The organism is Ferribacterium limneticum, from assembly GCF_020510625.1.
GTDB lineage: Bacteria > Pseudomonadota > Gammaproteobacteria > Burkholderiales > Rhodocyclaceae > Azonexus > Azonexus limneticus_A.
This window is the reverse complement of sequence record NZ_CP075191.1, coordinates 458,764-479,456: the sequence shown is the minus strand read 5'-3', so window position 1 is coordinate 479,456 and position 20,693 is coordinate 458,764. Positions and strand designations below refer to the sequence as shown.

Genomic DNA, 20,693 nt, shown 5'->3' with positions numbered 1-20,693 from the left:
CCATGAAACAACCTCTGTTTAAGCTGGCTGCCCCCATTCTGGGGTTGCCAAGAGCTGCAAAGCGCTTCGTCGCCTTGGCCGTCGATTTATGCCTATGCATCCTAACTGTCTGGCTGGCTTACTACCTACGGTTGGGTGAGTTTGTTGCGCTGTCTGTCAATGCTTTGCTGGCCGTTGCGGCTTCCATCGGCATCGCGCTGCCCATTTTTATCGTGTCGGGGCTGTACCGCGCCATCTTCCGCTACAGCGGCTGGCCAGCTTTGTTGGCGGTGGCGCGAGCCGTAGGTATTTATGGTTTGTTGTATGCCTCCATCTTCACCGCAATTGGCGTGGCAGGCGTGCCGCGCACTGTCGGCATCATCCAGCCGATATTGCTGCTGCTGTTTGTTGGCGCATCGCGCGCGCTGGCTCGGGTCTGGTTGGGTGATCAATACCTGAGCATCCTGAAACAAGCCTCTCGGCCCAAGGTGCTCGTTTATGGTGCCGGTACCACCGGACGTCAATTGGTCGCCGCCATGGCCAACAGCCACGAGATGAAAGTTGTCGGGTTTCTGGACGACGATGATCGTCTGCATGGCCATGTATTAAATGGGCTGCCCATCTACAACCCTGCGGACCTTACCAATCTGGCCTTCACATTAACCATCAGCGATGTGTTGCTAGCCATGCCCAGCCTGAGCCGTAAGCGTCGCAATGAAATCCTGACACAGATTCGAACGGCTCGTGTGGCAGTCCGCACGCTGCCCAGCGTCACCGATCTGGCTCAGGGCAAGGTCAGCGTCTCCGATCTGCGTGAACTGGACATCGATGACCTGCTCGGCCGCGAACCAGTCGTGCCCAATCACATCCTGCTGGCCATGAATGTGCGCAGTAAGGTCGTGATGGTGACGGGTGCAGGGGGCTCTATTGGTAGCGAACTCTGTCGTCAAATCCTCTCGGTTGGTCCAAGCAAACTGCTGTTGATCGAGCAGAGTGAGTTTGCGCTTTACGGCATTCACCAAAAACTCGAAGAAAAGCTCGCCGGCCGTGAAATCGTGTTGGTGCCTTTGCTTGCCTCCGTACAAGACAACGAGCGCATGCGCGAGATTATGTCCACTTGGCACCCAGATACGGTCTATCACGCTGCCGCCTACAAGCATGTGCCGCTCGTTGAGCACAACCCGGCCGAAGGAATCAAAAACAACGTGCTGGGCACGCTACGCACGGCTCAAGCAGCGGCAGAAAACGACGTCTCGGACTTTGTCCTGATCAGCACTGACAAGGCTGTCCGCCCCACCAACATCATGGGCGCCAGCAAACGATTGGCAGAAATGGTTCTGCAAGCACTACCTGCTATCAACCCCGGTACCAAGTTCAGCATGGTGCGGTTCGGTAATGTATTGGGTTCTTCTGGCTCGGTCGTGCCAAAGTTCCGGCAGCAAATTCGTGACGGCGGTCCGATCACGCTGACCCATCCGGAGATCACACGCTACTTCATGACGATCCCGGAGGCCTCACAACTGGTAATCCAGGCAGGTGCCATGGCCAAGGGTGGTGACGTATTCGTCCTCGACATGGGCCAGTCGGTGAAGATTATGGACCTAGCGCGGCGGATGATCGAACTCTCGGGTTTAACTTTGAAGGACGAGCAGAACCCCGATGGCGACATTGAGATCGAGATCACGGGTCTGCGACCCGGTGAGAAGCTCTATGAAGAGCTGCTGATTGGCGACAATCCCAAGCCCACATCTCATTCGAGGATCATGAAAGCCCGCGAGGAGTTCATCCCCTGGGCAGATCTGGAAGCCAAGTTGAATGCGCTGGAGATGGCGCTCAATGTTAACGACGTCGGCGTCATCCGCTTGATGATGGAAAAACTCGTCACTGGCTACACGCCGAGCAATGAGATTGTCGACTGGGTTTATCTGGAGCAGGAAGCCGAGGCGCAGGCGCAGGGGATAGCTGGATAAACCGGTCCAACATCATCATGTGAGTACTGGTTGTGTCGCATAGTTTGGCTTTGGTGCGAATGGGAATACGCTTTCCTATTTCCTGTTTGCCACAGGGGTCTTGCCCGCGGGATCAAAGCTTCTACCGCGCATATCGATATTGGTCGGCGCCGTTTCATCCCTCCAATGGACTTCTGCGCCTTCTTGCTTGGCACGCTTGATCGGCTTTTTCGGCGTGAAGCCCCAGCGTGCCAGGTATTTGCCCACGCTGCGAATGTGCTGAATCGCCCCGTCACCGCCTTAAGTTGGTCATTCATCTGAAGGTGGCGGCTCTGCACGATCTACGTAAGCGTCCGGCCACAACCGTCTTTCCACCGAAGCTTCGTTGTCTGAAGATACCTCGCGGACGGGCACCTCAAATTTGTGCCCACGAAGGGATTTATGGACACAAATTCAAAGGCAGTCATGGCCTCGAAGCGGCGAGGCCCCTACCGGCATCACCCGTTGGCGCAGAAGCGAGCGATCGTTGAAGAAACGCTGCAGCCAGGTGCCTCGGTTGCACAGATTGCCCGCAAACACGGTGTCAACGCCAACCAGGTATTTTTGTGGCGCAAGATCTACCGGGAACAACATTTTGGGTTTAAACCTGAACGCTCTTGGCAGGAGGCGATTGTTAGGTATCTTGAAGTCAAAGCAACGCTGAAAAGCTATCGAGATGTTCAGCGAATTTGTAGGAATCTTCACCCCTACCTTGGGGGCTTGATGCTCAATCACATCAATGGCGATGTGGTCTGGTCAATCATCCAGGGGGAGATGAAGAAGGGCAACAAGCCCGCGACGATCAACCGTTACTTGTCTCTGCTCCGTAATCTACTGAGAACAGCGCGCGACGAGTGGCAATGGATCGATAGCATTCCGAAGGTTCGCTTACTGCTCGGTGAAGTTGAGCGGGATCGTTGGCTGACGAGAGAAGAAGCTGACCGGCTATTAGCGGTAACCGTCCGGCCACCACCGTCTTTCCGAGTTAATCGGAATCAGGCTGCAGCAGCGTGATGCTCGGTCTTGGCGATCCGCTCGGCGACACGCCAAGGCAGCAGGTCGTCGAGTTCGCTGATTCGGTAATCAGCAATTCGCTCAATGACGAAACGCAGATAGGCTTCCGGGTCGAGGTCGTTGAGTTTCGCTGAGCCGACCAGGCTGTAAATCGCGGCAGCGCGATCACCACCGGCATCAGAACCCGCAAACAGGAAATTCTTGCGTCCAAGCGCCACCGCCCGTAGCGCCCGTTCAGCCGCATTGTTGTCGATCTCGATGCGCCCATCCGAGGCATAGCGGATCAGTGCCTGCCAATGATTCAAGGCGTAGCCGATGGCATCCGCCAGGCCGGATTTCTTTGAGAGTTGTCGTCGCGTGTCCAGTAACCAGGCATGGAGTTCTTCGAGGATAGGCTTGGCCTGTTCCCGTCCTTTGAGCCTGACATCTGGCGGTTGTCCGCGAACCTTGCTTTCAATCGTATACAAGGCTGCGATTCGTTTGAGTGCCTCGGCGGCAATCGGTGAGCCTTGGGCCTGGTGAATCTCGAAGAACTTGCGGCGGGCGTGGGCCCAGCATGCGGCTTCCAGAATGTCACCCGTGGCATACAAAGCATCGAAACCGGCAAAGGCATCGGCTTGCAGAATCCCCTTGAAGGATTTTAGGTGGCTCTGCGGATGCTCGCCCTTGCGATTTGGTGAGTAGGCAAACCAGACGGCGGGCGGCATGTCGTTCCCGGCCGGCCGATCATCGCGGACATAGGTCCATAACCGCCCGGTCTTGGTCTTGCCATCGCCCGGGGCGAGCACCGGCACCGGCGTATCGTCGGCATGCAGCTTCTCGCCGGCCAGCACGTGGTGACGCAGCCGTTCCAGCAAGGGGCGCAGCAGCGCTGAACATTGCCCGACCCATTCGGCCAGGGTCGAGCGTTCCAGATCAACGCCTTCCCGAGCATAAATACCGCTCTGCCGATACAAAGGCAGGTGATCGCAATATTTGGCGACCAGCACATGGGCCAGCAATCCAGACCCTGCCATGCCTCGGGCAATCGGCCGACTGGGTGCCAGTGCCTGAACGATGGTGTCGCAACGGCCACAAGCCAGCTTCGGCCGAACATGGCGAATAACCCGGAAGCTGGCAGGTACGTAGTCGAGTACTTCCGAGACATCCTCACCCAGCGGCTTGAGATGACCGCCGCAGTCCGGGCAGCAGGCGTGCTCAGGCAGATGAACCACGGTGTCGTGTGGCAAGTGATCCGGCAGTGGTTTGCGGACTGGTTTGCCGGGGACTTCTTCGGCCGGGGTGATTTCCGGGATGCCGGCCCGTTCCGCTTTGCCGGTTTCGAGTTCTTCCAGCGCCAGTTCGAGTTGCCCGACCATCTCGTCGATCTTCTCGGAGCTCTGGCCGAACTGCATACGACGCAGCTTGGCGATGATCAGTTTGAGATGCTCGATTTCTGCTTGCTGGGCGACCACCATGGCTTGCAAGGTCGTGGTGTCGCGGGGCAGAGGAGCGCTGTTCATGCGGCGAGTTTACGCGAATAGCCCACGGGTGAACAGCCCCGCCAGCCAAGGTTTTCCAGCTTTCTTATGCGGCCCGTTCCGGTTGCCCGGTGCGACTCGGGCGACGCCAGTCGATGCCCTCCAGAAGCATGGAAAGTTGGGCGCCTGAGAGGTGCACCGAGCCCTCGCTGGCCTGTGGCCAGATGAAGCGGTCGCGCTCCAGGCGCTTGGCAAAAAGGCAGAGGCCATCGCCATCCCACCAGAGCAGTTTGACCAGATCACCGCGGCGACCGCGAAAGACAAAGACGTGACCGGCAAAGGGATCGGCGGCGAGTTTCTCCTGAACGATGCTGGCCAGACCATCAAAGCCGCGACGCATGTCGGTCAAGCCGGCGGCGAGCCAGATCCGGGTGCCGCTGGGTAGCCCGATCATCGCTGCTGCAGCGCCGCGAGAACCAGCCGCAGCACCTCGGCGTCAGGGCGGCCTTCGATGCGAACGCGAACTTGCCCGAACTCAATCGTCAGACACCCTGTGCTGGCAGAGCTGCTGGCTGCCGGCAACTGATCGCTGACCATCAGCGGCGTGAGGGTGACCGGCAACAGCGCTGGCTTCACTTCGGGCAGCAGTCCCTCACGGTAGATCTTGCGCCACAAAAATACCTGGTTGGCGTTGACACCGTGTTTGCGGGCAATCTGTGCAACCGAGGCACCTGGCTGCAGCGTTTCTTCAACGATCGCTCGCTTCTGCGCCAACGGGTGATGCCGGTAGGGGCCTCGCCGCTTCGAGGCCATGACTGCCTTTGAATTTGTGTCCATAAATCCCTTCGTGGGCACAAATTTGAGGTGCCCGTCCGCGAGGTATCTTCAGACAACGAAGCTTCGGTGGAAAGACGGTTGTGGCCGGACGCTTACTATTAGCGGTTTGCCCTCCTCACTTGTCTGCCATCGTCCGTTTTGCTTTGGCAACCGGATGCCGTGCGCGGGAGATTTTGGGTTTGGAATGGAACCGGGTCGATCTCAATCGAGGGACCGCCTGGTTAAACCTGACCAAGAATGGCACGCCGAGAGGCGTCCCGCTAAATCGTGATGCACTTGCCGCGCTTGAAGATCAGGTCGGGAAGCATCCGCAGTTCTGCTTTACCTATCGGGGGGAACCGATTAAGGCCAATGTTAGTAACAAAGGCTGGTTTTCTGCGCTAGAAAAGGCGGGTTTGCATGACTTCCGTTTTCACGATCTGCGCCATACCTGGGCCTCCTGGCATCGCCAGTCTGGAACCAGTTGTGATGAACTCAAAGAGCTCGGCGGATGGAAAACGCGGTCTATGGTGGATCGTTATGCCAAGTTTGCTACGGATCACTTGGCAATAGCGGCTTCCAGGATCGAAACCGGGTCGGCAGGTAACGTGATCACGTTGTCACGTTTCTGTCACGGCGACCAAAAACAAAGGGCCTAGCCTTTCGGCTAAGCCCCTTGAAAAATTTGGTGGCCAATCGCGGAATCGAACCACGGACACGCGGATTTTCAATCCGCTGCTCTACCAACTGAGCTAATTGGCCAAACGAGGGCGCATTATAGCGATGTCACTGGCTCTCCGCAACTAGCGCCGGCACTTTCAGAAGACTGGGGATGCAATTCTTGCCTGTTAGGTACCGATGGGTGGCGATTGACGATATAGCTCGGAGAAATCATCCGGCGGCGGTGGCGGCAAGGGCGGCGGATACCAGGCGGCAAACGCGACTCGGGCGATGGCGCCCTTGCCCAGCGGGTTCGGGCGCAAGCTGGCGCGCGAATCGTGTTGCATGGCAATTTCCTGAACAATGGCCAAGCCAAGGCCACTACCTTCTGTCGACGCATCGTCAACCCGATAGAAGCGCTCGAATACCAGCTCGGCCTGCTCCTCGCCGATTCCCACGCCGTTGTCCTCAACCTCCAGGAGGACCGTATCGGGGTTCGCCACCACCCGGCAAGTCACGTGACCACCAACCGGCGTATAACGCAAGGCGTTATCGATCAGGTTCTTGGCCAACTCACACAGCAGGAAGGCATTTCCGCTGATCATCGCCGGCCCTTCCGACTCGTAACCAAGATCAATGTTCTTTTCGATAGCGAGCGAAACCCAATCCTCAACGACCTCACGCACCAGTAGTGCAAGATCAAGCGGTTCATGGCGACTCTGCGCCAACTCACCGCCTTCGGTGCGGGCCAGCGTCAGCAGTTGATTGACCAGGCGGCCGGCGCGATCTACCCCGCTTGCTATCTGGCGCAAAGCGTGGCGAAGGGCCTCGGGATCGGTTTCACGGATGGCGAATTGGGCCTGCGTTTTCAATCCCGTCAGCGGGGTTCGTAGTTGATGGGCTGCATCGGCGACAAAGCGCTGTTGTGCCTCGACGCTGCGCTTCATCCGTTCGAGCATTTCGTTGAAGGCCTCGACCAGCGGCTCAAGCTCTTCGGGAACCCGGCGCGTGGCGATCGGCGACAAGTCATCGGGCTCACGGGCATCGATGGTCTGGCGCAGACGGGTCAGCGGCCGCAAACCCCGGGACAGACCAAACCAGACGAGCATGACCGCCAGCGGGATGATGATGAATTGCGGCAGGATGACGCTGGCGACAATCTTGTTGGCCAACTGGCTACGCTTTTCCGTGGTCTCGCCGACTTCGACGACCACCCACTGGGACTTTGGCATATTAGGCTCGGCCAGATAGGTATATGCCAGGCGAAGATCCTGCCCCTTGAAATCAGCGTCTCGTTGATAGATCTCACCGGGCACCATCGATTCGTCGATCGACAGCTGGAACAATGGGAGTTCTTTGTCGCCGGCCAGGAACTTGCCGTCAAAAGTCACCACATGGAAATACACACTATCCGTTTCATCGGCTCGCAATAAGGCTCTAGCCGATGCAGGCAGGGAGAGTTGCGGTTTGCCGTTAACCAACTTCACCTGCCGGGCAATCGCCGCCACGTGCTCGCGCAGGGCCTGGTCATAGGGGTAGTTGGCCACATTGTTGGCGAAGTAATGCGTGAAGGCAATACTCAGTGGCCAGACAAATAACAGGGGTGCCAGCATCCAGTCGAGAATCTCGCCAAACAGCGAGCGCTCGGTTTCGGATGCCTGCACAGGAGGAGAATTACTCGCCGGGGGGGCGCTCAAGACAATAACCCAGACCACGAACGGTGGCGATCTTCACGCCACCCGGCTCGATTTTCTTGCGCAGTCGGTGGACATAGACTTCGATGGCGTTATGACTGACTTCCTCGCCCCAGCCACAGAGGTGATCGACCAACTGGTCCTTGCTGACCAGCCGCCCCATCCGGCTCAACAGCACCTCAAGCAGCCCGACTTCACGCGCCGACAACTCAAGGCTTTGGCCTTGTATCTGGGCGACCCGACCGACCTGATCATAAGTCAGCGCACCACACTGGATAGTCGGCGAAGTACCGGCCGAACGTCGGGTCAGCGCTCTCACTCGGGCCTCAAGCTCGGCCAGCTCGAACGGCTTGACCATGTAGTCGTCGGCACCGAGATCCAGTCCCTTGACGCGATCTCCGGTCCCATCGAGGGCCGTCAGAATCAGCACCGGCAATTGCGAGTTACGCGCCCGCAGCCGCTTGAGCACTTCGAGGCCGGAAAGCTTGGGCAAACCGAGATCGAGAATCAGCAAATCGTAGGAAACCGTGACCAGGGCGGTATCGGCTTCCATGCCGTTGGGTGCCCAGTCCACAGCGTAACCGCCCTGACGTAAGGAGCGGGATAGGCCATCCGCGATGATGGCGTCGTCTTCAGCGATAAGGATGCGCATTTATCCGATTATTGCCTTTGCAGGCGTAAGATTTCTGTAAGCCAGTCGCATTATCCTGAGCGGGCTGTTCTCCTTTTATGGTCTTGGAGTACGCGGCTTCTGCCGCTACTCAGGGGGTGGCCCGATCCTGCACTGGGTACCCCCTACCGTTTTTTCCCCGCCAAACACATACAGTCTATCAAATAAAGCGCCCTGCGATTCCCGCAGCGCACAAGCACGCCCATATTATTTGGCGCCTTGCTCCCAGCGGTTCAGCGCCATCAAAATTCAAGACGAAAAAAAGCCCGGGAAAACCCGGGCTTTTTGCTGACGAGGCGACTCGTCTGATTAGTGACCGCTGGCGCCGGAAGCACCCAGACCGGTCTCGGAACGCAGCTGCTGAGACGGGTACAGAGCACGTTCCTTCTTGGCCTGTGCGGAGTTGTCCAGAATGGACACCAACCAGATGGTGACGAACGCGGCAGTCATCGAGAAGATGGCAGCAGAGTTGTACGGGAACCAAGCGGAGCCCTTCGGATTGTGCATCACTGCTTCCCAGACGCTGGCAGAGCCGATGGTCAGGATCACAGCGGAAGCCAGACCGACGAAACCACCAACCACGGCACCACGAGTGGTGCAATTCTTCCACAGGACGGACATGAACAGCACCGGGAAGTTGGAGGAACAGGCGATCACGAAGGCCAGCATCACCATGTAGGCAACGTTTTCCTTTTCGAAGGCGATACCCAGAACAACAGCCAGGATGCCGAGCAGCACGGTCGTGATCTTGGAGACACGCAGTTCCTGTTCGGAAGTACAGCCCTTGTTGAACACGGAAGCGTACAAGTCATGCGACACGGCAGAAGCACCGGACAGGGTCAGACCGGCCACAACAGCCAGGATGGTTGCGAAGGCCACGGCCGAGATGAAGCCGAGGAACAGGTCACCACCAACAGCCTTGGACAGATGCACAGCAGCCATGTTGCCGCCGCCCTTCAGACCCTTGGCGATTTCGCCACCGACGTAGAAGTCACCCGGGTTTTGCACCAGATTGGTGATAGCGCCGAAGCCGATGATGAAGGTCAGGATGTAGAAGTAACCGATCCAGGTGGTTGCCCAGGCAACCGACTTACGGGCTTCCTTGGCATTCGGCACAGTGAAGAAGCGCATCAGGATGTGCGGCAGACCAGCGGTACCGAACATCAGCGCCATACCGACGGAGATGGCAGAGATCGGATCCTTGATCAGGGCGCCCGGAGACATGATGGCATCCTTCTTGGAGTGCACTTCGACAGCCTTCGTGAACAGCGCTTCCGGCGAGAAGCCGAATTGCAGCAGCACGGAGACAGCCATGAAGGTAGCACCGCCGAGGAGCATACAGGCCTTGATGATCTGCACCCAGGTCGTTGCGGTCATGCCGCCGAACAGCACGTACATCATCATCACGGAACCGACGAGGATTTCGGCGTACATGTATTCCAGACCGAAGAGCACCTTGATCAGCTGACCGGCACCGACCATCTGCGCAATCATGTAGAAAGCGACGATAACCAGGGAAGCGGAAGCTGCGAAGACGCGAACCGGGGTCTGGGCGAAACGGTAGGAAGCCACGTCAGCAAACGTGAACTTGCCCAGGTTGCGCAGACGCTCGGCCATCAGGAAGGTGATGACCGGCCAGCCGACCAGCCAGCCGATCGAGAAGATCAGGCCGTCGAAGCCGTTGGCGAACACGAGACCGGAAATACCGAGGAAGGACGCGGCAGACATGTAGTCGCCGGCGATCGCCAGGCCGTTCTGGAAGCCGGTGATGCCGCCACCGCCGGTGTAGAAGTCAGCAGCAGACTTGGTCTTGGAAGCCGCCCACTTGGTGATGTACAGTGTGCCGCCAACGAAGATGGCGAACATGACGATCGCGGTCCAGTTGGTAGCCTGTTGTTGCGTGGCGCCCATGTCGGCACCGGCAGCGATAGCGCCACCAGCAACGGCCATGGCCAGGAGGCCGGCCAGAATTTGGGTGAATTTGGTCATCTTACTTCTGTGCCTCCTTGATGATGGCTTCGTTGGTCGCATCGAACTCGGTGTTGGCACGACGGACGTAGATCCAGGTCAGGATGATCGTGAAGACGATAACGGCAACGCCGAGCGGAACGCCGACGCTGGTAGTCATGCCGGCACCCAGCTTGACCGCCAGAAACTCTTTGTTGTAGGCAACCAGCAGGATGAAGCCGTAGTAAGCGGCGGCACTGATGATGGCCATGATGATCGAGTATCGACTGCGCATGGCAATGAACTCGTGGAACTTCGGGTTCGCGGTGACCCGATCTAGTGTGTCTTGCATTGATTTGCTCCTCAGATTTTGTTTATAGAGGCATTGCTGCGAAGCGTAATTTAGGCGTGGCGTCTTACAGCTAACTTACAGCGCGTAATCAATTCCGAAACGTTTAATTCGATTAATTCAACATATTGAAAAATTGGCAGTTTTCTGGTTTCTTTGACAAGAAAAAGCCCCGCACAAGGCGGGGCTTCTTGAGAGCGTAAAGGCTCAGCAGGACATTACATGCCCATGCCGCCCATACCACCCATGCCGCCCATACCACCCATGTCGGGCATGCCGCCGGCCGGCTTGTCTTCAGCCAGTTCAGCCACCATGCACTCGGTGGTCAGCATCAGGCCGGCCACGGAGGCGGCGTTCTGCAGTGCGGTGCGGGTCACCTTGGTCGGATCCAGCACGCCCATTTCGACCATGTCGCCATACTCGCCGGTGGAAGCGTTGTAACCGTAGTTACCCTTGCCACGCTGCACCTTGTCGACCACGACAGACGGCTCGTCGCCAGCGTTGGCAACGATTTCGCGCAGCGGCTGCTCCATGGCGCGGAGAACGATCTTGATGCCGGCGTCCTGGTCGTGGTTGTCACCCTTCAGCTTGCCAACTGCAGCTCGGGCACGGATCAGGGCAACGCCGCCGCCGGCGACGATACCTTCTTCCACGGCAGCGCGGGTAGCGTGCAGGGCGTCTTCAACGCGAGCCTTCTTTTCCTTCATTTCGACTTCGGTGGCGGCGCCAACCTTGATGACGGCAACGCCGCCAGCCAGCTTGGCTACACGCTCCTGCAGCTTTTCCTTGTCGTAATCGGAGGTTGCTTCCTCGATCTGGACACGGATCTGCTTGACGCGGGCTTCGATGGAGGCAGCTTCGCCGGCGCCGTCGATGATGATGGTGTTTTCCTTGGCGACTTCGATGCGCTTGGCCTGGCCGAGATCCTTCAGGACAGCCTTTTCCAGCGACAGACCGGTCTCTTCGGAGATCACGGTACCGCCGGTCAGGATGGCGATGTCTTCCAGCATGGCCTTGCGACGATCGCCAAAGCCCGGAGCCTTGACGGCAACGGTCTTCAGGATGCCGCGGATGTTGTTGACGACCAGGGTAGCCAGCGCTTCGCCATCGACATCTTCAGCGATGATCAGCAGCGGACGGCCAGCCTTGGCAACCTGTTCCAGAACCGGCAGCAGGTCACGGATGTTGGAGATCTTCTTGTCGAAGAGCAGGACGTACGGGTTTTCCATCAGGGCCTGCTGCTTGTCGCCGTTGTTGATGAAGTACGGGGACAGGTAGCCGCGGTCGAACTGCATGCCTTCGACGACGTCGAGTTCGTTGGCCAGGGACTTGCCATCTTCAACGGTGATGACGCCTTCCTTGCCGACCTTTTCCATGGCATTGGCGATGATTTCGCCGATGTCGGAATCGGAGTTGGCGGAAATGGAGCCAACCTGGGCGATTTCCTTGGTCGTCGTACAGGGCTTGGAGATCGCCTGCAGTTCGGCGATGGTGGCGACAACAGCCTTGTCGATACCGCGCTTCAGGTCCATCGGGTTCATGCCGGCGGCAACGAACTTCATGCCTTCGCGGACGATGGACTGGGCCAGCACGGTGGCGGTGGTGGTGCCGTCACCAGCGATATCGGAGGTCTTGGAAGCAACTTCCTTGACCATCTGGGCGCCCATGTTGGCGAACTTGTCTTTCAGTTCGATTTCCTTGGCGACGGAAACGCCGTCCTTGGTGACGGTCGGGCCGCCGAAGGAACGCTCGAGCACAACGTTACGACCCTTGGGGCCGAGGGTGACCTTGACTGCGTCAGCCAGGACATTGATGCCTTCGACCATGCGGGCGCGGGCGGAATCACCGAATTTGACTTCTTTAGCTGCCATTTATAGCTCCTGAATTCTGTAAGTTGAGTGCAATTTCATTGATGGGGCGTTCGTGACGCGAAGACCAGCCGAAGGCAGTACGCTTGGTACGGCGAGGCGCAGTCGACAAAGTCACGGACAGGCCGGCAATGAAATTAGGCGACCAGAACGCCCATGATGTCTTCTTCACGCATGACCAGGACTTCCTGGCCATCGACCTTGACGGCCTGGCCGGCGTATTTGCCGAACAGAACGCGGTCACCCACCTTGACGTCCAGGGTGATCTGCTTGCCGTTGTCGTCGCGCTTGCCCGGGCCGACGGCCAGAACTTCACCCTGATCCGGCTTTTCGCCGGCGGAATCAGGAAGGACGATGCCGGAAGCGGTGGTGCGCTCGGCTTCAACACGCTTAACGATCACACGGTCGTGCAAAGGACGGATATTCATAAACTGACTCCTGATAATGAGTTGCTACAAACTGGAAATTGGCCGGTTACGCACAGGCGCAGTGCCGGGACCGGAACGGAGATGTTATTAGCACTCCTCGCCGGTGAGTGCTAATAATAGGGGCGAGGCCGGCGGATTTCAAGAGGCCGTTTCGCAAATAACGGGAATGAAGCCGATCTGACCCGATGGGCAGCCAGACAGGCGACTGCCCCTCGCCACCCGAAACTGAAGGGATAGTCTTGGTACAGGCGCGAGATCAGCGACTATCCGGCCCGTAGAGCCGATAGCTGTTTCGGCCGGATTGCTTGACCAGATAGAGTGCGGCATCGGCAGCGGCCCGGATTGTTTCCAGATCGTCGCCATGGCGTGGGTAAATGGCGACCCCGACGCTGGCCGAAATATTGACGGTACCGGATGACAGCAAAAACGGGAGGGCCATCGTCGTGACAATACGTTGCGCCACTTCCTCTATCTCGGCATCGCTACTGACTTTGGGCAAGATGACGGCAAACTCGTCACCACCCAGGCGGGCCACCGTATCCGACTGCCGAACAGCCTGCGTCAGCCGACGGCTGGTCTCGATCAGCAAGGCGTCACCAGCGGCATGGCCAAGGGTGTCATTGACATCCTTGAAATGGTCAAGATCAACGTAAAGCAGCGCAAACTCTTCGCTATAGCGCCTGGCCTGGGTCAAGGCCATCTGCAAGCGGTCGTAGAACAAGGTCCGGTTCGGCAAATCCGTCAGCGGATCGCTCTGCGCCCGGTGGCGGAGCAAGTCCTCAACCTCCTTGCGCTGCGTGATGTCAATGAAGGTGGCGACATGGCGACCACCACTTTCCGCCCCTTCGCCACGTATCGCCGAAATTGCCAGCCAGACGACATACACGGTCCCGTCTGGCCGCCGATTCCAGATTTCCCCGGCCCAGTGGCCATCCTTCTCCAGCGCTTCCCACATTTCACGGAAAAATGCGGCTTCATGGCGCCCGGAACTGAGAAAACCGGGATCCTTGCCCAGTACTTCCTGCGGACGGTAACCGGTGATGGCCGAAAAAGCGGGATTCACCTGAATGATCCGATTCTGCGCGTCAGTCACCACAATGCCTTCCGCTGCGCTCTCCATGACCGCTGCCGAAATCTGCAAGGCACGCTCGTTGGCCAGACGGTCGGTGACGTCATGCACGCTGAGCACCCATTGCGGATATTCAGAGGCACTTTCAATGCGTGCCACATGCACATCACCGACCCGAATGTGCGAACCATCCAGTCGGCAGAAATGAAGGCGTGATGTCGGCGAAACCGGTTCGCCCCGCAAGCGCCGGGCCAGGCGCTCAGCGACGAGGGTACGATCCTGCAGGCAGACGAAATCCAGCAGCGGTCGATTGATGATCTGGCTTGGCGCCAGTCCGACCAAGGCGGCACCCTGTTCATTGGCGAAGACAATGACGAAATCCGGTGCCTGCATGATCAGGATCGCATTCTGGCTGGTCTCGATTACCGAGCGATAGCGGGCCTCGCTCTCCAGAATCTGCTTCTCCTTGCGCTGGCGCTCGGCCACTTCCTGGAGCAGTTGCGCGTTTGCCTTGGACAGGGCTTGCGTTCGCTCGACAATCAACTGCTCCTGCCCGGTCGTCACCGCCTTCAAATGCTCGACGTACTGGCGTGACCGCCGGATCACGAAATGCATCAACAGCGCAATCATCAGCGCGGCGGCACCGAAGATCAGCACGCTGCGCATTCGCTGATCGTGGCGAATGGCCAGGATTTTATCGGCCGGCATGGAAATGCTGATGCCGCCACGAATTTCTCCCAGCTTGTACCCCTGCTCGGCATGGCAGTGCAGACATTGCTTTTTGATGAACAGCGGGGCCATGTAGCGATGCATCACCCCCTGTTCCATTTGCAGCAGTGACAGGGCCTCGCGCTTGCCGGCTTCGAAGGCGTGCAGGGTCTCGATCTCCCAGGGATCGGGTGCATTGGCCGGCCGAATCGGCTTCAGGCTGGTGATGTGAAACTTGACGCCTTCAGCCTGCTCGGCCAGTTCAGCGATCTGGCGGGTCATGAAGGCCGGGTTGACCATGGTCAGGCGTTGACCATCGTCAGTGACCAGATCGCGCCGCGGGTGTTTCAGATAGGAATTGGGCTGCGTTTTTTCGGTGACCGGGACATAGACACCGCCGTGCTGAGCGTTCCAGTCGCGCGTCAGTTCAACCAGTCGGAACAGGATGCTTCCCCGCTCGCGCGCCAGGGTTTCGATGCTCTCGTCGATCCGGCTGAATTCCATCGATATGCCCAGCCCGCAGAGCAGGGCAAGCAGCAGATAAGCCATGCCCAGCCAGACCCGATAGCCCAGGGTCAGAAGCGAACCCCATCCGGATTTGGGAAGCTGGTTGACGACTTCATTCATGGAACAGCAACTCGTCGAAAGTCTACGTTCATCAAAATAGCACCAAAATCCGGACGGCGCGCGGTGTTTCGCCATGACTTGGCAACCCCCGGGAATTACCCCAGTGAATGGTAGGCTAGCGACTTTGCTTCTTCCCCAGCCCCTACGGATGTTCGCCAAGATACTCGCCACCCTGGCCCTTGCCGGCCTTTCGCTGACGGCGCAGGCTGACGGCCTGCCCCCCAATGTCCTGAAGGCCTTGAAGGCGGCGCAGATTCCTGCCGCCAACGTCGCTGTTGTCGTCCACCCGGTCGATGCGACAGCCCCTTTGGTCGCCCACAACGCCAGGCAATCGATGAATCCGGCTTCGGTGATGAAACTGCTCACCACCTACGCCGCCCTCGACCTGCTCGGCCCGGCCTACACGTGGAAAACCACGGCATGGACCGAAACGGCGCCGGTCGACGGCCTGCTGAGCGGCAACGTCTATCTCCGGGGCAGCGGCGACCCGCGTTTCGCCATCGAACATCTGTGGGGGCTGCTGCGCCAGCTGCGCGTCCGAGGCATCCAGCAGATCGCCGGCGATGTCGTGCTCGACCGTACTGCTTTCAACGTGCCCAGCCTCGACCCCGGCGCCTTCGACGACAAACCGATGCGCCCTTACAACGTCGGGCCGGATGGCCTGCTGCTGAATTTCCGCGCCCTGCGCTTCACGCTGCTGCCGGACAACGGCAAGCCACGCGTGCTGATGGAAACGCCGAGCGAAGGCCTGCGCGTCGACAACCTGTTACGCGCCGGCAATGGCGACTGCGGCAGCAACTGGAAGGATTTCATCAACGTTCGCCTGATTCCGGAAAACACCGGCAACCGCCTGGAATTCAGCGGCACCTATTCGGTGCTGTGCGGCGAGAAGGCCTTGAACCTGTCGCCTCTGCCGGCCGACGCCCAGGCCAGCGGACTGATCCGCGCCCTGTGGCAGGAACTTGGCGGCAAGCTGAGCGGCCAGGTGCGCGCCGGCAGCGTGCCGATTGGCGCCAAGCTGCTGGCCCAGCACGAATCGGCGCCGCTGGCCGATGCGGTGCGCGACATCAACAAGTTCAGCAATAACGTGATGGCCCGGCAGGTTTTCCTCACGCTGGGCAATGACGCGGCGCCGGCCACGGCCGAACGCTCGAAGCAGCGGATCGCCGACTGGCTGGTGGCCCGCAACCTGCGCTTCGACGAACTGGTACTCGACAATGGCTCGGGCCTGTCGCGCCTCGAGCGGATCAGTGCCGACAGCCTGAACCGCCTGCTGCTCGACGCCTGGAAGAATCCGGTGATGCCGGAATTCGTTTCCAGCATGCCCATTGTCGGCATCGACGGCACGATGAAAAAACGCCTGAACGCTTCCGATGCCACCGGCCGCGCTCATATCAAGACCGGCACGCTGGATGGCGTCAAAACGGCTTCGGGCTACGCGCTGGATGCGCTGGGCCGCCGTTACGCCTTCACCTTCCTGATCAACCATCCGCGCGCCCAGGCCGGCAGCGCCGCCATCGATGCGCTGCTCGTCTGGGTCGCCCAGCGTCGAGTCGGCGAGAAAGCGCCGGTTCTGGAAAATGAGTGAACGCCGGCCCTTTCCGGGCGACTATCTGAACGAAGCCGGGCTGAACCGCCAGTTCGTCTTCAACCTGCACGACCTGCCGGCCGACATTGTCGACAAGCTGGCGCCACAAGCCGGCGAGCGGCAGCTGATCCTCTTCGGGCACGGCGGGCGGCGCTTGTGGGAATGCGTGCAGGCCTCCGGCATCACCAGCGAGCACCCGATCGACGACTACAGCATCCGCACCGTCGAACGCTGGTTTGCCGAACAGTTGCCCGGCCAGCGCTACCGTATCCTCTTTCCGAGCAACCAGCCGATCGGCCTGCAGGCCTTGGGCAAGCTGGCCGGCTGGCACCATCCATCGCCGATCATGGTCGGCGTCGACCGGGAATGGGGGAGCTGGTATGCCTATCGCGCCGTAGTCATGGCTGACACCGACTTTGCGCCATCGCTGGCCGAGGAAGCGCGCAGCCCCTGCCCGACCTGCGCGCCCCAGCCCTGCGTGGCCGCCTGCCCGGCCAATGCCCTGAAAGATGGTCAGTTCGATCTCGACGCCTGCAGCCGCTACCGCCTGCGGCCGGAATCACCCTGCGCCCACGGCTGCCTGGCCCGCCAGGCCTGCCCCGTGGGCCGCCAGCATCGCTACGAAGACGCCCAGATCAGGCACAGCTATTCACGGTCGCTGGCCGTGATTCGCCAGTATTACGGCTGAGCGGCCCGCCATGAACACCACGGAAAGCCATCACCACAACCTGTTCGAAGATGCCCAGGCCTTGCTCGTCGCCCCCTTGCTGGTCGCCTTTGCCGTCTTCTTGTTCCGCGAAGCCGGCCTGCTGACCGGCGGCACGGTCGGCATTGCCTTCCTGATCCACTACCTGAGCGGCTGGCCGATCGGGCTGGTGCTGTTCGCGGTCAACCTACCGTTCTATGCGCTGGCGCTGCGGGCCATGGGCAAGGCCTTCACCATCAAGACCTTCCTGTCGATCACCCTGCTCTCGCTATACACCGAACTGCTGCCGACGCTGATTCATCTGCAGTCACTGAACCGCGGCTTTGCGGCGGTGATGGCCGGTTTTCTGGCCGGAGTCGGGCTACTGATGCTGATCCGCCACAAGGCCAGCCTGGGTGGCCTGGGCATTCTGGTCATCCATTTGCAGAACACACGCGGCTGGCGGGCCGGCAAGCTGCAGATGGCGGCCGACTGCCTGATTCTGGGCGCGGCGCTTTTCGTCCGCGACCCGGTCAGTGTCGGCTTCTCGATCGTCGGCGCGGTGGCGCTGAACCTGGTCATTGCGGTCAATCACAAGAACGGACGCTACATGGGCACCTGAGCCCCGGTCATTCGCCGACTGGCCGCACCCCGTTCAGCGCCACCCAGCCACGGATGACCCGATAGCCGACCCACAGGCCAAGCAGGGCGATCAGGATCCAGGCGATGGGAATGCCGATGATGGTGATAATCAGCAAACCATAGACCACCAGCCACAGGAAAGTGAACCAGAAGGTACGGATCTGCCAGCGAAAATGGCTTTCCAGCCAGGTGCCATTGACCTCGCCCCGCTTCAGGTAATTGAGAAAAACCGCCAGCAGGGACGGCAGGCCAAAGACGAAACCACCGGCCACCGTTGCCGCCGAGGTCACGCCGATCAGCACGGCAATAGCGTGCAGGCCGTAGATGAAGTGGGTGTATTGCACCAGAGAAAGGCGCACACCCTTGAGGTCGTCGACGGGAAGAGGTTCCTGCATGAGTTAATCCTCCGGGAGATATTTCTGCATGAGCAGCGCATGGCCGGCGGCCGGATCGAGCACATAGGGCGCGAATCCGGCCTGCTGGTAGGAAGCCATCGCCCGCGTGTTGTTGGACAGCACTTCCAGCGTCAGCTTACAGCAACCAAGTTGGCGAGCGCGTTGTTCAGCCCAAGCCAGCAGAGCCTGGCCGATGCCCAGGCCGCGCAAGCTTTCGTGCACCACGATATCGTGAACATTGAGCAGCGGCTTCGCGGCGAAGGTCGAAAAGCCGGCGAAACAGTCGATCAGTCCGACCGCCTTGCCATCGAGCCAGGCCAGCGCGCCATGAAAGCCTGGAACCTCCTGCATGGTGCCGACCAGATGGACCTTGGCGTAATCCGAGAGGCCATCACCGCCGCCCATCGGATCACGGGCATAGTGTTCGAGCAGGTCGAGAAAGGCTTCGACGTGACGCAGATCAGCCAAATCAGTGGCGGTAATGACAAGACGGGAGTGCATGACTGGCGATGCCTGAAAGCAAAGGAAGGGCGCCATATTAAAGCGCCCGCCCGGCATTTCTCAACCCATCGCAAAAACGCTTTCGGTTCCCTCGTCCCAGCCATCCCACAGATAGTCATCGGCCTTGCCGTCGGCGATCAGGCGCAAGGCGTAATTGACCTGTTCCTTGTAGAAATCGCAGAAGGCGCCGATCTTGTCCATGCCGCCGTTCATCTCGAAAGCTTCGGCTGGGCACGGCGAGCCGCAGAAATGGCGGATCGCGCAATCGCCGCACGGGCTGAACCGGTCAACGTCGCGCGTCGTCACCTCGCGGAAGGCGGCGGAATCCAGCGCGGCCTCGACCCCGCCAGTCAGCAGGCTGCCGCCATTGAAACGCGGCAGGCCGATGAACTCGCTGCATGGATAGAGGCTGCCGTCGGCGGCCAGCGCGAAGAAGGCTCGGCCACCGCCGCAGGGCGAGATGTCGCACATCAACCGGCGGGCCGTCGGCGCCAGGATGCCGATCAGGATATTGGCGAAATTGGCGACCATCAGCTTGCGCCCGGTTTCCTGATACAACTCGTGGGTCCGGTCGAGAGCGGCGAAGAAGGCCGCCGCCATGTCACCATCGGCCGGCTTGACCCCACGGGCACCGGGCAAGGTGCAGCGCAGGGTGTTGAGCATGCAGGTTGGCACTTCGTGGGCGTGGAACAGCTCGACCATGCGCGTCAGGTGGGGCAAGTTCTCTGTCGTGCAGGTCGTGATGACGCTCCACGAGCCGTAACCGCGCAGCTTTTCCATCGCCCGCAGCACCTTGTCGTGCACGCTCTTGCCGCTCCAGGTCCGCCGGGTCGCATCGGTAATGCCGGAGACCGGACCGTCGAGCGACAGGCCGACGCTGACATTGCGCGAAGTCAGGAAGTCGAGTGCCGCATCGTCGAGCAGCGTCCCATTGGTCTGCAGGCCGAAGACGAAATCGTCGGCAAAGGCATCGATGGCTTCGAAGACGGCCGGCGCATTCATCAGCGGCTCGGCACCGTGAAAAATGGCGCGCGGCTTGCGATCAGCCGGCATCACCGAACGGAAGTAATCGCGCAGCTTGGCCAGGGAATCAAGCAGCGTCTTGACCGGCATGTGGCTGCCGCCGCTGCGCTGGGTATCGGGCAGATAGCAGTAGGTGCAGTTGAGATTGCAACGCTCGGTCGGGTTCAAATAAACACCGGAAGGCTTCAGGCCGAAGCGCAGGGCATGCAGTTCCTGCGAGAACTGTTCGGCCTTGGCTGCATAGGCGGCGACCAGGACCGGGTCGCCGCCGGCCTCATGGACGCGGGTCTTGTCGACCAGCGCCCAGAAAGCCGTCTGCGGATCGGTCACCGCGGCATAGACCGGGTGGCCGATATCGACCGGCTGGAACAGCGTGCCGCGCGCGGCACGCTCGGCGATTAGCGCACTCACTTGGCCGCCTTCCGGTCCATCAGCACGTAGTGCGAGAGGCCGATGCCGTCCGGGTTGCAGCTCTTGCGAACAGCGATGGTCGGGGCCACCGGCTGCGCATGTTGGGCGGATGTCGGCTGGGTTTTAACGGTATTGGATGCGACTTGAGAAACGATCTGGGACATTGTCCAC

General features: G+C 59.8%; 19 protein-coding genes, 1 tRNA gene and 3 pseudogenes. 7 read left to right on the top strand and 16 right to left on the bottom strand.

What is annotated here, in order from left to right; all coding sequences use genetic code 11:
* Positions 1-2: 2 nt before the first annotated feature.
* On the top strand, positions 3-1,949 hold the full coding sequence (locus tag KI617_RS02275) for a polysaccharide biosynthesis protein (protein ID WP_226450240.1): 1,947 nt from the start codon (positions 3-5) through the stop codon (positions 1,947-1,949).
* A 90-nt stretch (positions 1,950-2,039) separates the two neighbouring features.
* Here the strand turns inward: KI617_RS02275 and KI617_RS02270 are convergent.
* Positions 2,040-2,204: pseudogene (locus tag KI617_RS02270) on the bottom strand (winged helix-turn-helix domain-containing protein); the annotation flags it as partial.
* Positions 2,205-2,441: 237 nt separating this feature from the next.
* Here KI617_RS02270 and KI617_RS20490 point away from each other — a divergent pair.
* Together KI617_RS20490 and KI617_RS02265 are read left to right on the top strand one after the other, a co-directional pair.
* Positions 2,442-2,555, top strand: a pseudogene (locus KI617_RS20490) (transposase); the annotation flags it as partial.
* Positions 2,532-2,981 carry a site-specific integrase gene (locus tag KI617_RS02265; RefSeq protein ID WP_404826807.1) on the top strand — a complete coding sequence of 150 codons (450 nt, stop codon included), beginning with the start codon at positions 2,532-2,534 and terminating at the stop codon, positions 2,979-2,981. The pseudogene KI617_RS20490 and the gene KI617_RS02265, both read left to right, overlap by 24 nt.
* On the opposite strand, the gene tnpC is transcribed toward KI617_RS02265, so the two are convergent.
* The 3 genes and pseudogenes from tnpC to tnpA form a co-directional block, all read right to left on the bottom strand.
* Entirely contained in the window at positions 2,963-4,483 is a 1,521-nt protein-coding gene (gene tnpC / locus KI617_RS02260) for an IS66 family transposase (protein WP_226446024.1), read from the bottom strand. The two genes, KI617_RS02265 and tnpC, sit on opposite strands and share 19 nt — an antisense overlap.
* 64 nt (positions 4,484-4,547) lie before the next feature.
* Entirely contained in the window at positions 4,548-4,895 is a 348-nt protein-coding gene (gene tnpB / locus KI617_RS02255) for an IS66 family insertion sequence element accessory protein TnpB (protein WP_226446023.1), read from the bottom strand.
* Positions 4,892-5,206 (bottom strand): annotated as a pseudogene (gene tnpA, locus KI617_RS20485) (IS66-like element accessory protein TnpA); the annotation flags it as partial. The pseudogene tnpA and the gene tnpB, both read right to left, overlap by 4 nt.
* A 191-nt stretch (positions 5,207-5,397) precedes the next feature.
* On the opposite strand from tnpA, the gene KI617_RS02245 reads away from it, so the two are divergent.
* Complete coding sequence (locus tag KI617_RS02245) at positions 5,398-5,916, top strand: site-specific integrase (protein ID WP_404826773.1); 519 nt, start codon at positions 5,398-5,400, stop codon at positions 5,914-5,916.
* 27 nt (positions 5,917-5,943) lie between these two features.
* Here the strand turns inward: KI617_RS02245 and KI617_RS02240 are convergent.
* The 8 genes from KI617_RS02240 to KI617_RS02205 all read right to left on the bottom strand — a co-directional run bounded on the left by KI617_RS02240 (position 5,944) and on the right by KI617_RS02205 (position 15,277).
* A tRNA-Phe gene (locus KI617_RS02240) sits at positions 5,944-6,019 on the bottom strand.
* Positions 6,020-6,105: 86 nt separating this feature from the next.
* Positions 6,106-7,581 (bottom strand): sensor histidine kinase N-terminal domain-containing protein, encoded by a 1,476-nt coding sequence (locus KI617_RS02235; protein WP_226450234.1) that lies wholly within the window; start codon positions 7,579-7,581, stop codon positions 6,106-6,108.
* Positions 7,582-7,591: 10 nt separating this feature from the next.
* On the bottom strand, positions 7,592-8,263 hold the full coding sequence (locus KI617_RS02230; protein ID WP_226450232.1) for a response regulator transcription factor: 672 nt from the start codon (positions 8,261-8,263) through the stop codon (positions 7,592-7,594).
* Between the two features lie 327 nt (positions 8,264-8,590).
* A complete protein-coding gene (locus KI617_RS02225; RefSeq protein WP_226450230.1) occupies positions 8,591-10,270 on the bottom strand; it encodes a cation acetate symporter in 1,680 nt (559 codons plus the stop codon).
* A gap of 1 nt (position 10,271) precedes the next feature.
* Complete coding sequence (locus KI617_RS02220; RefSeq protein WP_226450228.1) at positions 10,272-10,580, bottom strand: DUF485 domain-containing protein; 309 nt, start codon at positions 10,578-10,580, stop codon at positions 10,272-10,274.
* Between the two features lie 215 nt (positions 10,581-10,795).
* Positions 10,796-12,448, bottom strand: coding sequence for a chaperonin GroEL (gene groL / locus KI617_RS02215; RefSeq protein WP_226450226.1), 1,653 nt, complete (start codon positions 12,446-12,448; stop codon positions 10,796-10,798).
* Positions 12,449-12,582: 134 nt separating this feature from the next.
* Positions 12,583-12,873 carry a co-chaperone GroES gene (locus KI617_RS02210; RefSeq protein WP_226450224.1) on the bottom strand — a complete coding sequence of 97 codons (291 nt, stop codon included), beginning with the start codon at positions 12,871-12,873 and terminating at the stop codon, positions 12,583-12,585.
* A gap of 256 nt (positions 12,874-13,129) precedes the next feature.
* Positions 13,130-15,277: a diguanylate cyclase domain-containing protein gene (locus tag KI617_RS02205; RefSeq protein WP_226450222.1), complete on the bottom strand. Its 2,148-nt coding sequence runs from the start codon at positions 15,275-15,277 to the stop codon at positions 13,130-13,132.
* A 148-nt stretch (positions 15,278-15,425) separates the two neighbouring features.
* Here KI617_RS02205 and dacB point away from each other — a divergent pair, with 148 nt between their 5' ends.
* Genes dacB through KI617_RS02190 form a run of 3 tightly spaced genes read left to right on the top strand, consistent with a single transcriptional unit; the run spans position 15,426 to position 18,172 of the window.
* Positions 15,426-16,865, top strand: coding sequence for a D-alanyl-D-alanine carboxypeptidase/D-alanyl-D-alanine endopeptidase (gene dacB / locus KI617_RS02200; RefSeq protein ID WP_226450218.1), 1,440 nt, complete (start codon positions 15,426-15,428; stop codon positions 16,863-16,865).
* The gene (locus KI617_RS02195; RefSeq protein ID WP_226450217.1) at positions 16,858-17,553 is read left to right on the top strand and encodes a hypothetical protein; all 696 of its coding nucleotides are present in this window, start codon (positions 16,858-16,860) and stop codon (positions 17,551-17,553) included. The genes dacB and KI617_RS02195 overlap by 8 nt, the downstream gene beginning before the upstream one ends.
* 10 nt (positions 17,554-17,563) lie before the next feature.
* Entirely contained in the window at positions 17,564-18,172 is a 609-nt protein-coding gene (locus KI617_RS02190) for a YitT family protein (RefSeq protein WP_226450216.1), read from the top strand.
* A gap of 7 nt (positions 18,173-18,179) precedes the next feature.
* Here KI617_RS02190 and KI617_RS02185 read toward each other — a convergent pair whose 3' ends face one another.
* Genes KI617_RS02185 through cbpA form a run of 4 tightly spaced genes read right to left on the bottom strand, consistent with a single transcriptional unit; the run spans position 18,180 to position 20,686 of the window.
* On the bottom strand, positions 18,180-18,587 hold the full coding sequence (locus KI617_RS02185) for a DUF4870 family protein (protein ID WP_226450215.1): 408 nt from the start codon (positions 18,585-18,587) through the stop codon (positions 18,180-18,182).
* Positions 18,588-18,590: 3 nt separating this feature from the next.
* Complete coding sequence (locus KI617_RS02180) at positions 18,591-19,088, bottom strand: GNAT family N-acetyltransferase (RefSeq protein ID WP_226450214.1); 498 nt, start codon at positions 19,086-19,088, stop codon at positions 18,591-18,593.
* A 60-nt stretch (positions 19,089-19,148) separates the two neighbouring features.
* A complete protein-coding gene (gene cbpB / locus KI617_RS02175; RefSeq protein ID WP_226450212.1) occupies positions 19,149-20,522 on the bottom strand; it encodes a peptide-modifying radical SAM enzyme CbpB in 1,374 nt (457 codons plus the stop codon).
* Complete coding sequence (gene cbpA / locus KI617_RS02170) at positions 20,519-20,686, bottom strand: modified peptide precursor CbpA (RefSeq protein WP_226450210.1); 168 nt, start codon at positions 20,684-20,686, stop codon at positions 20,519-20,521. The genes cbpB and cbpA overlap by 4 nt, the downstream gene beginning before the upstream one ends.
* Between the last annotated feature and the right edge of the window lie 7 nt (positions 20,687-20,693).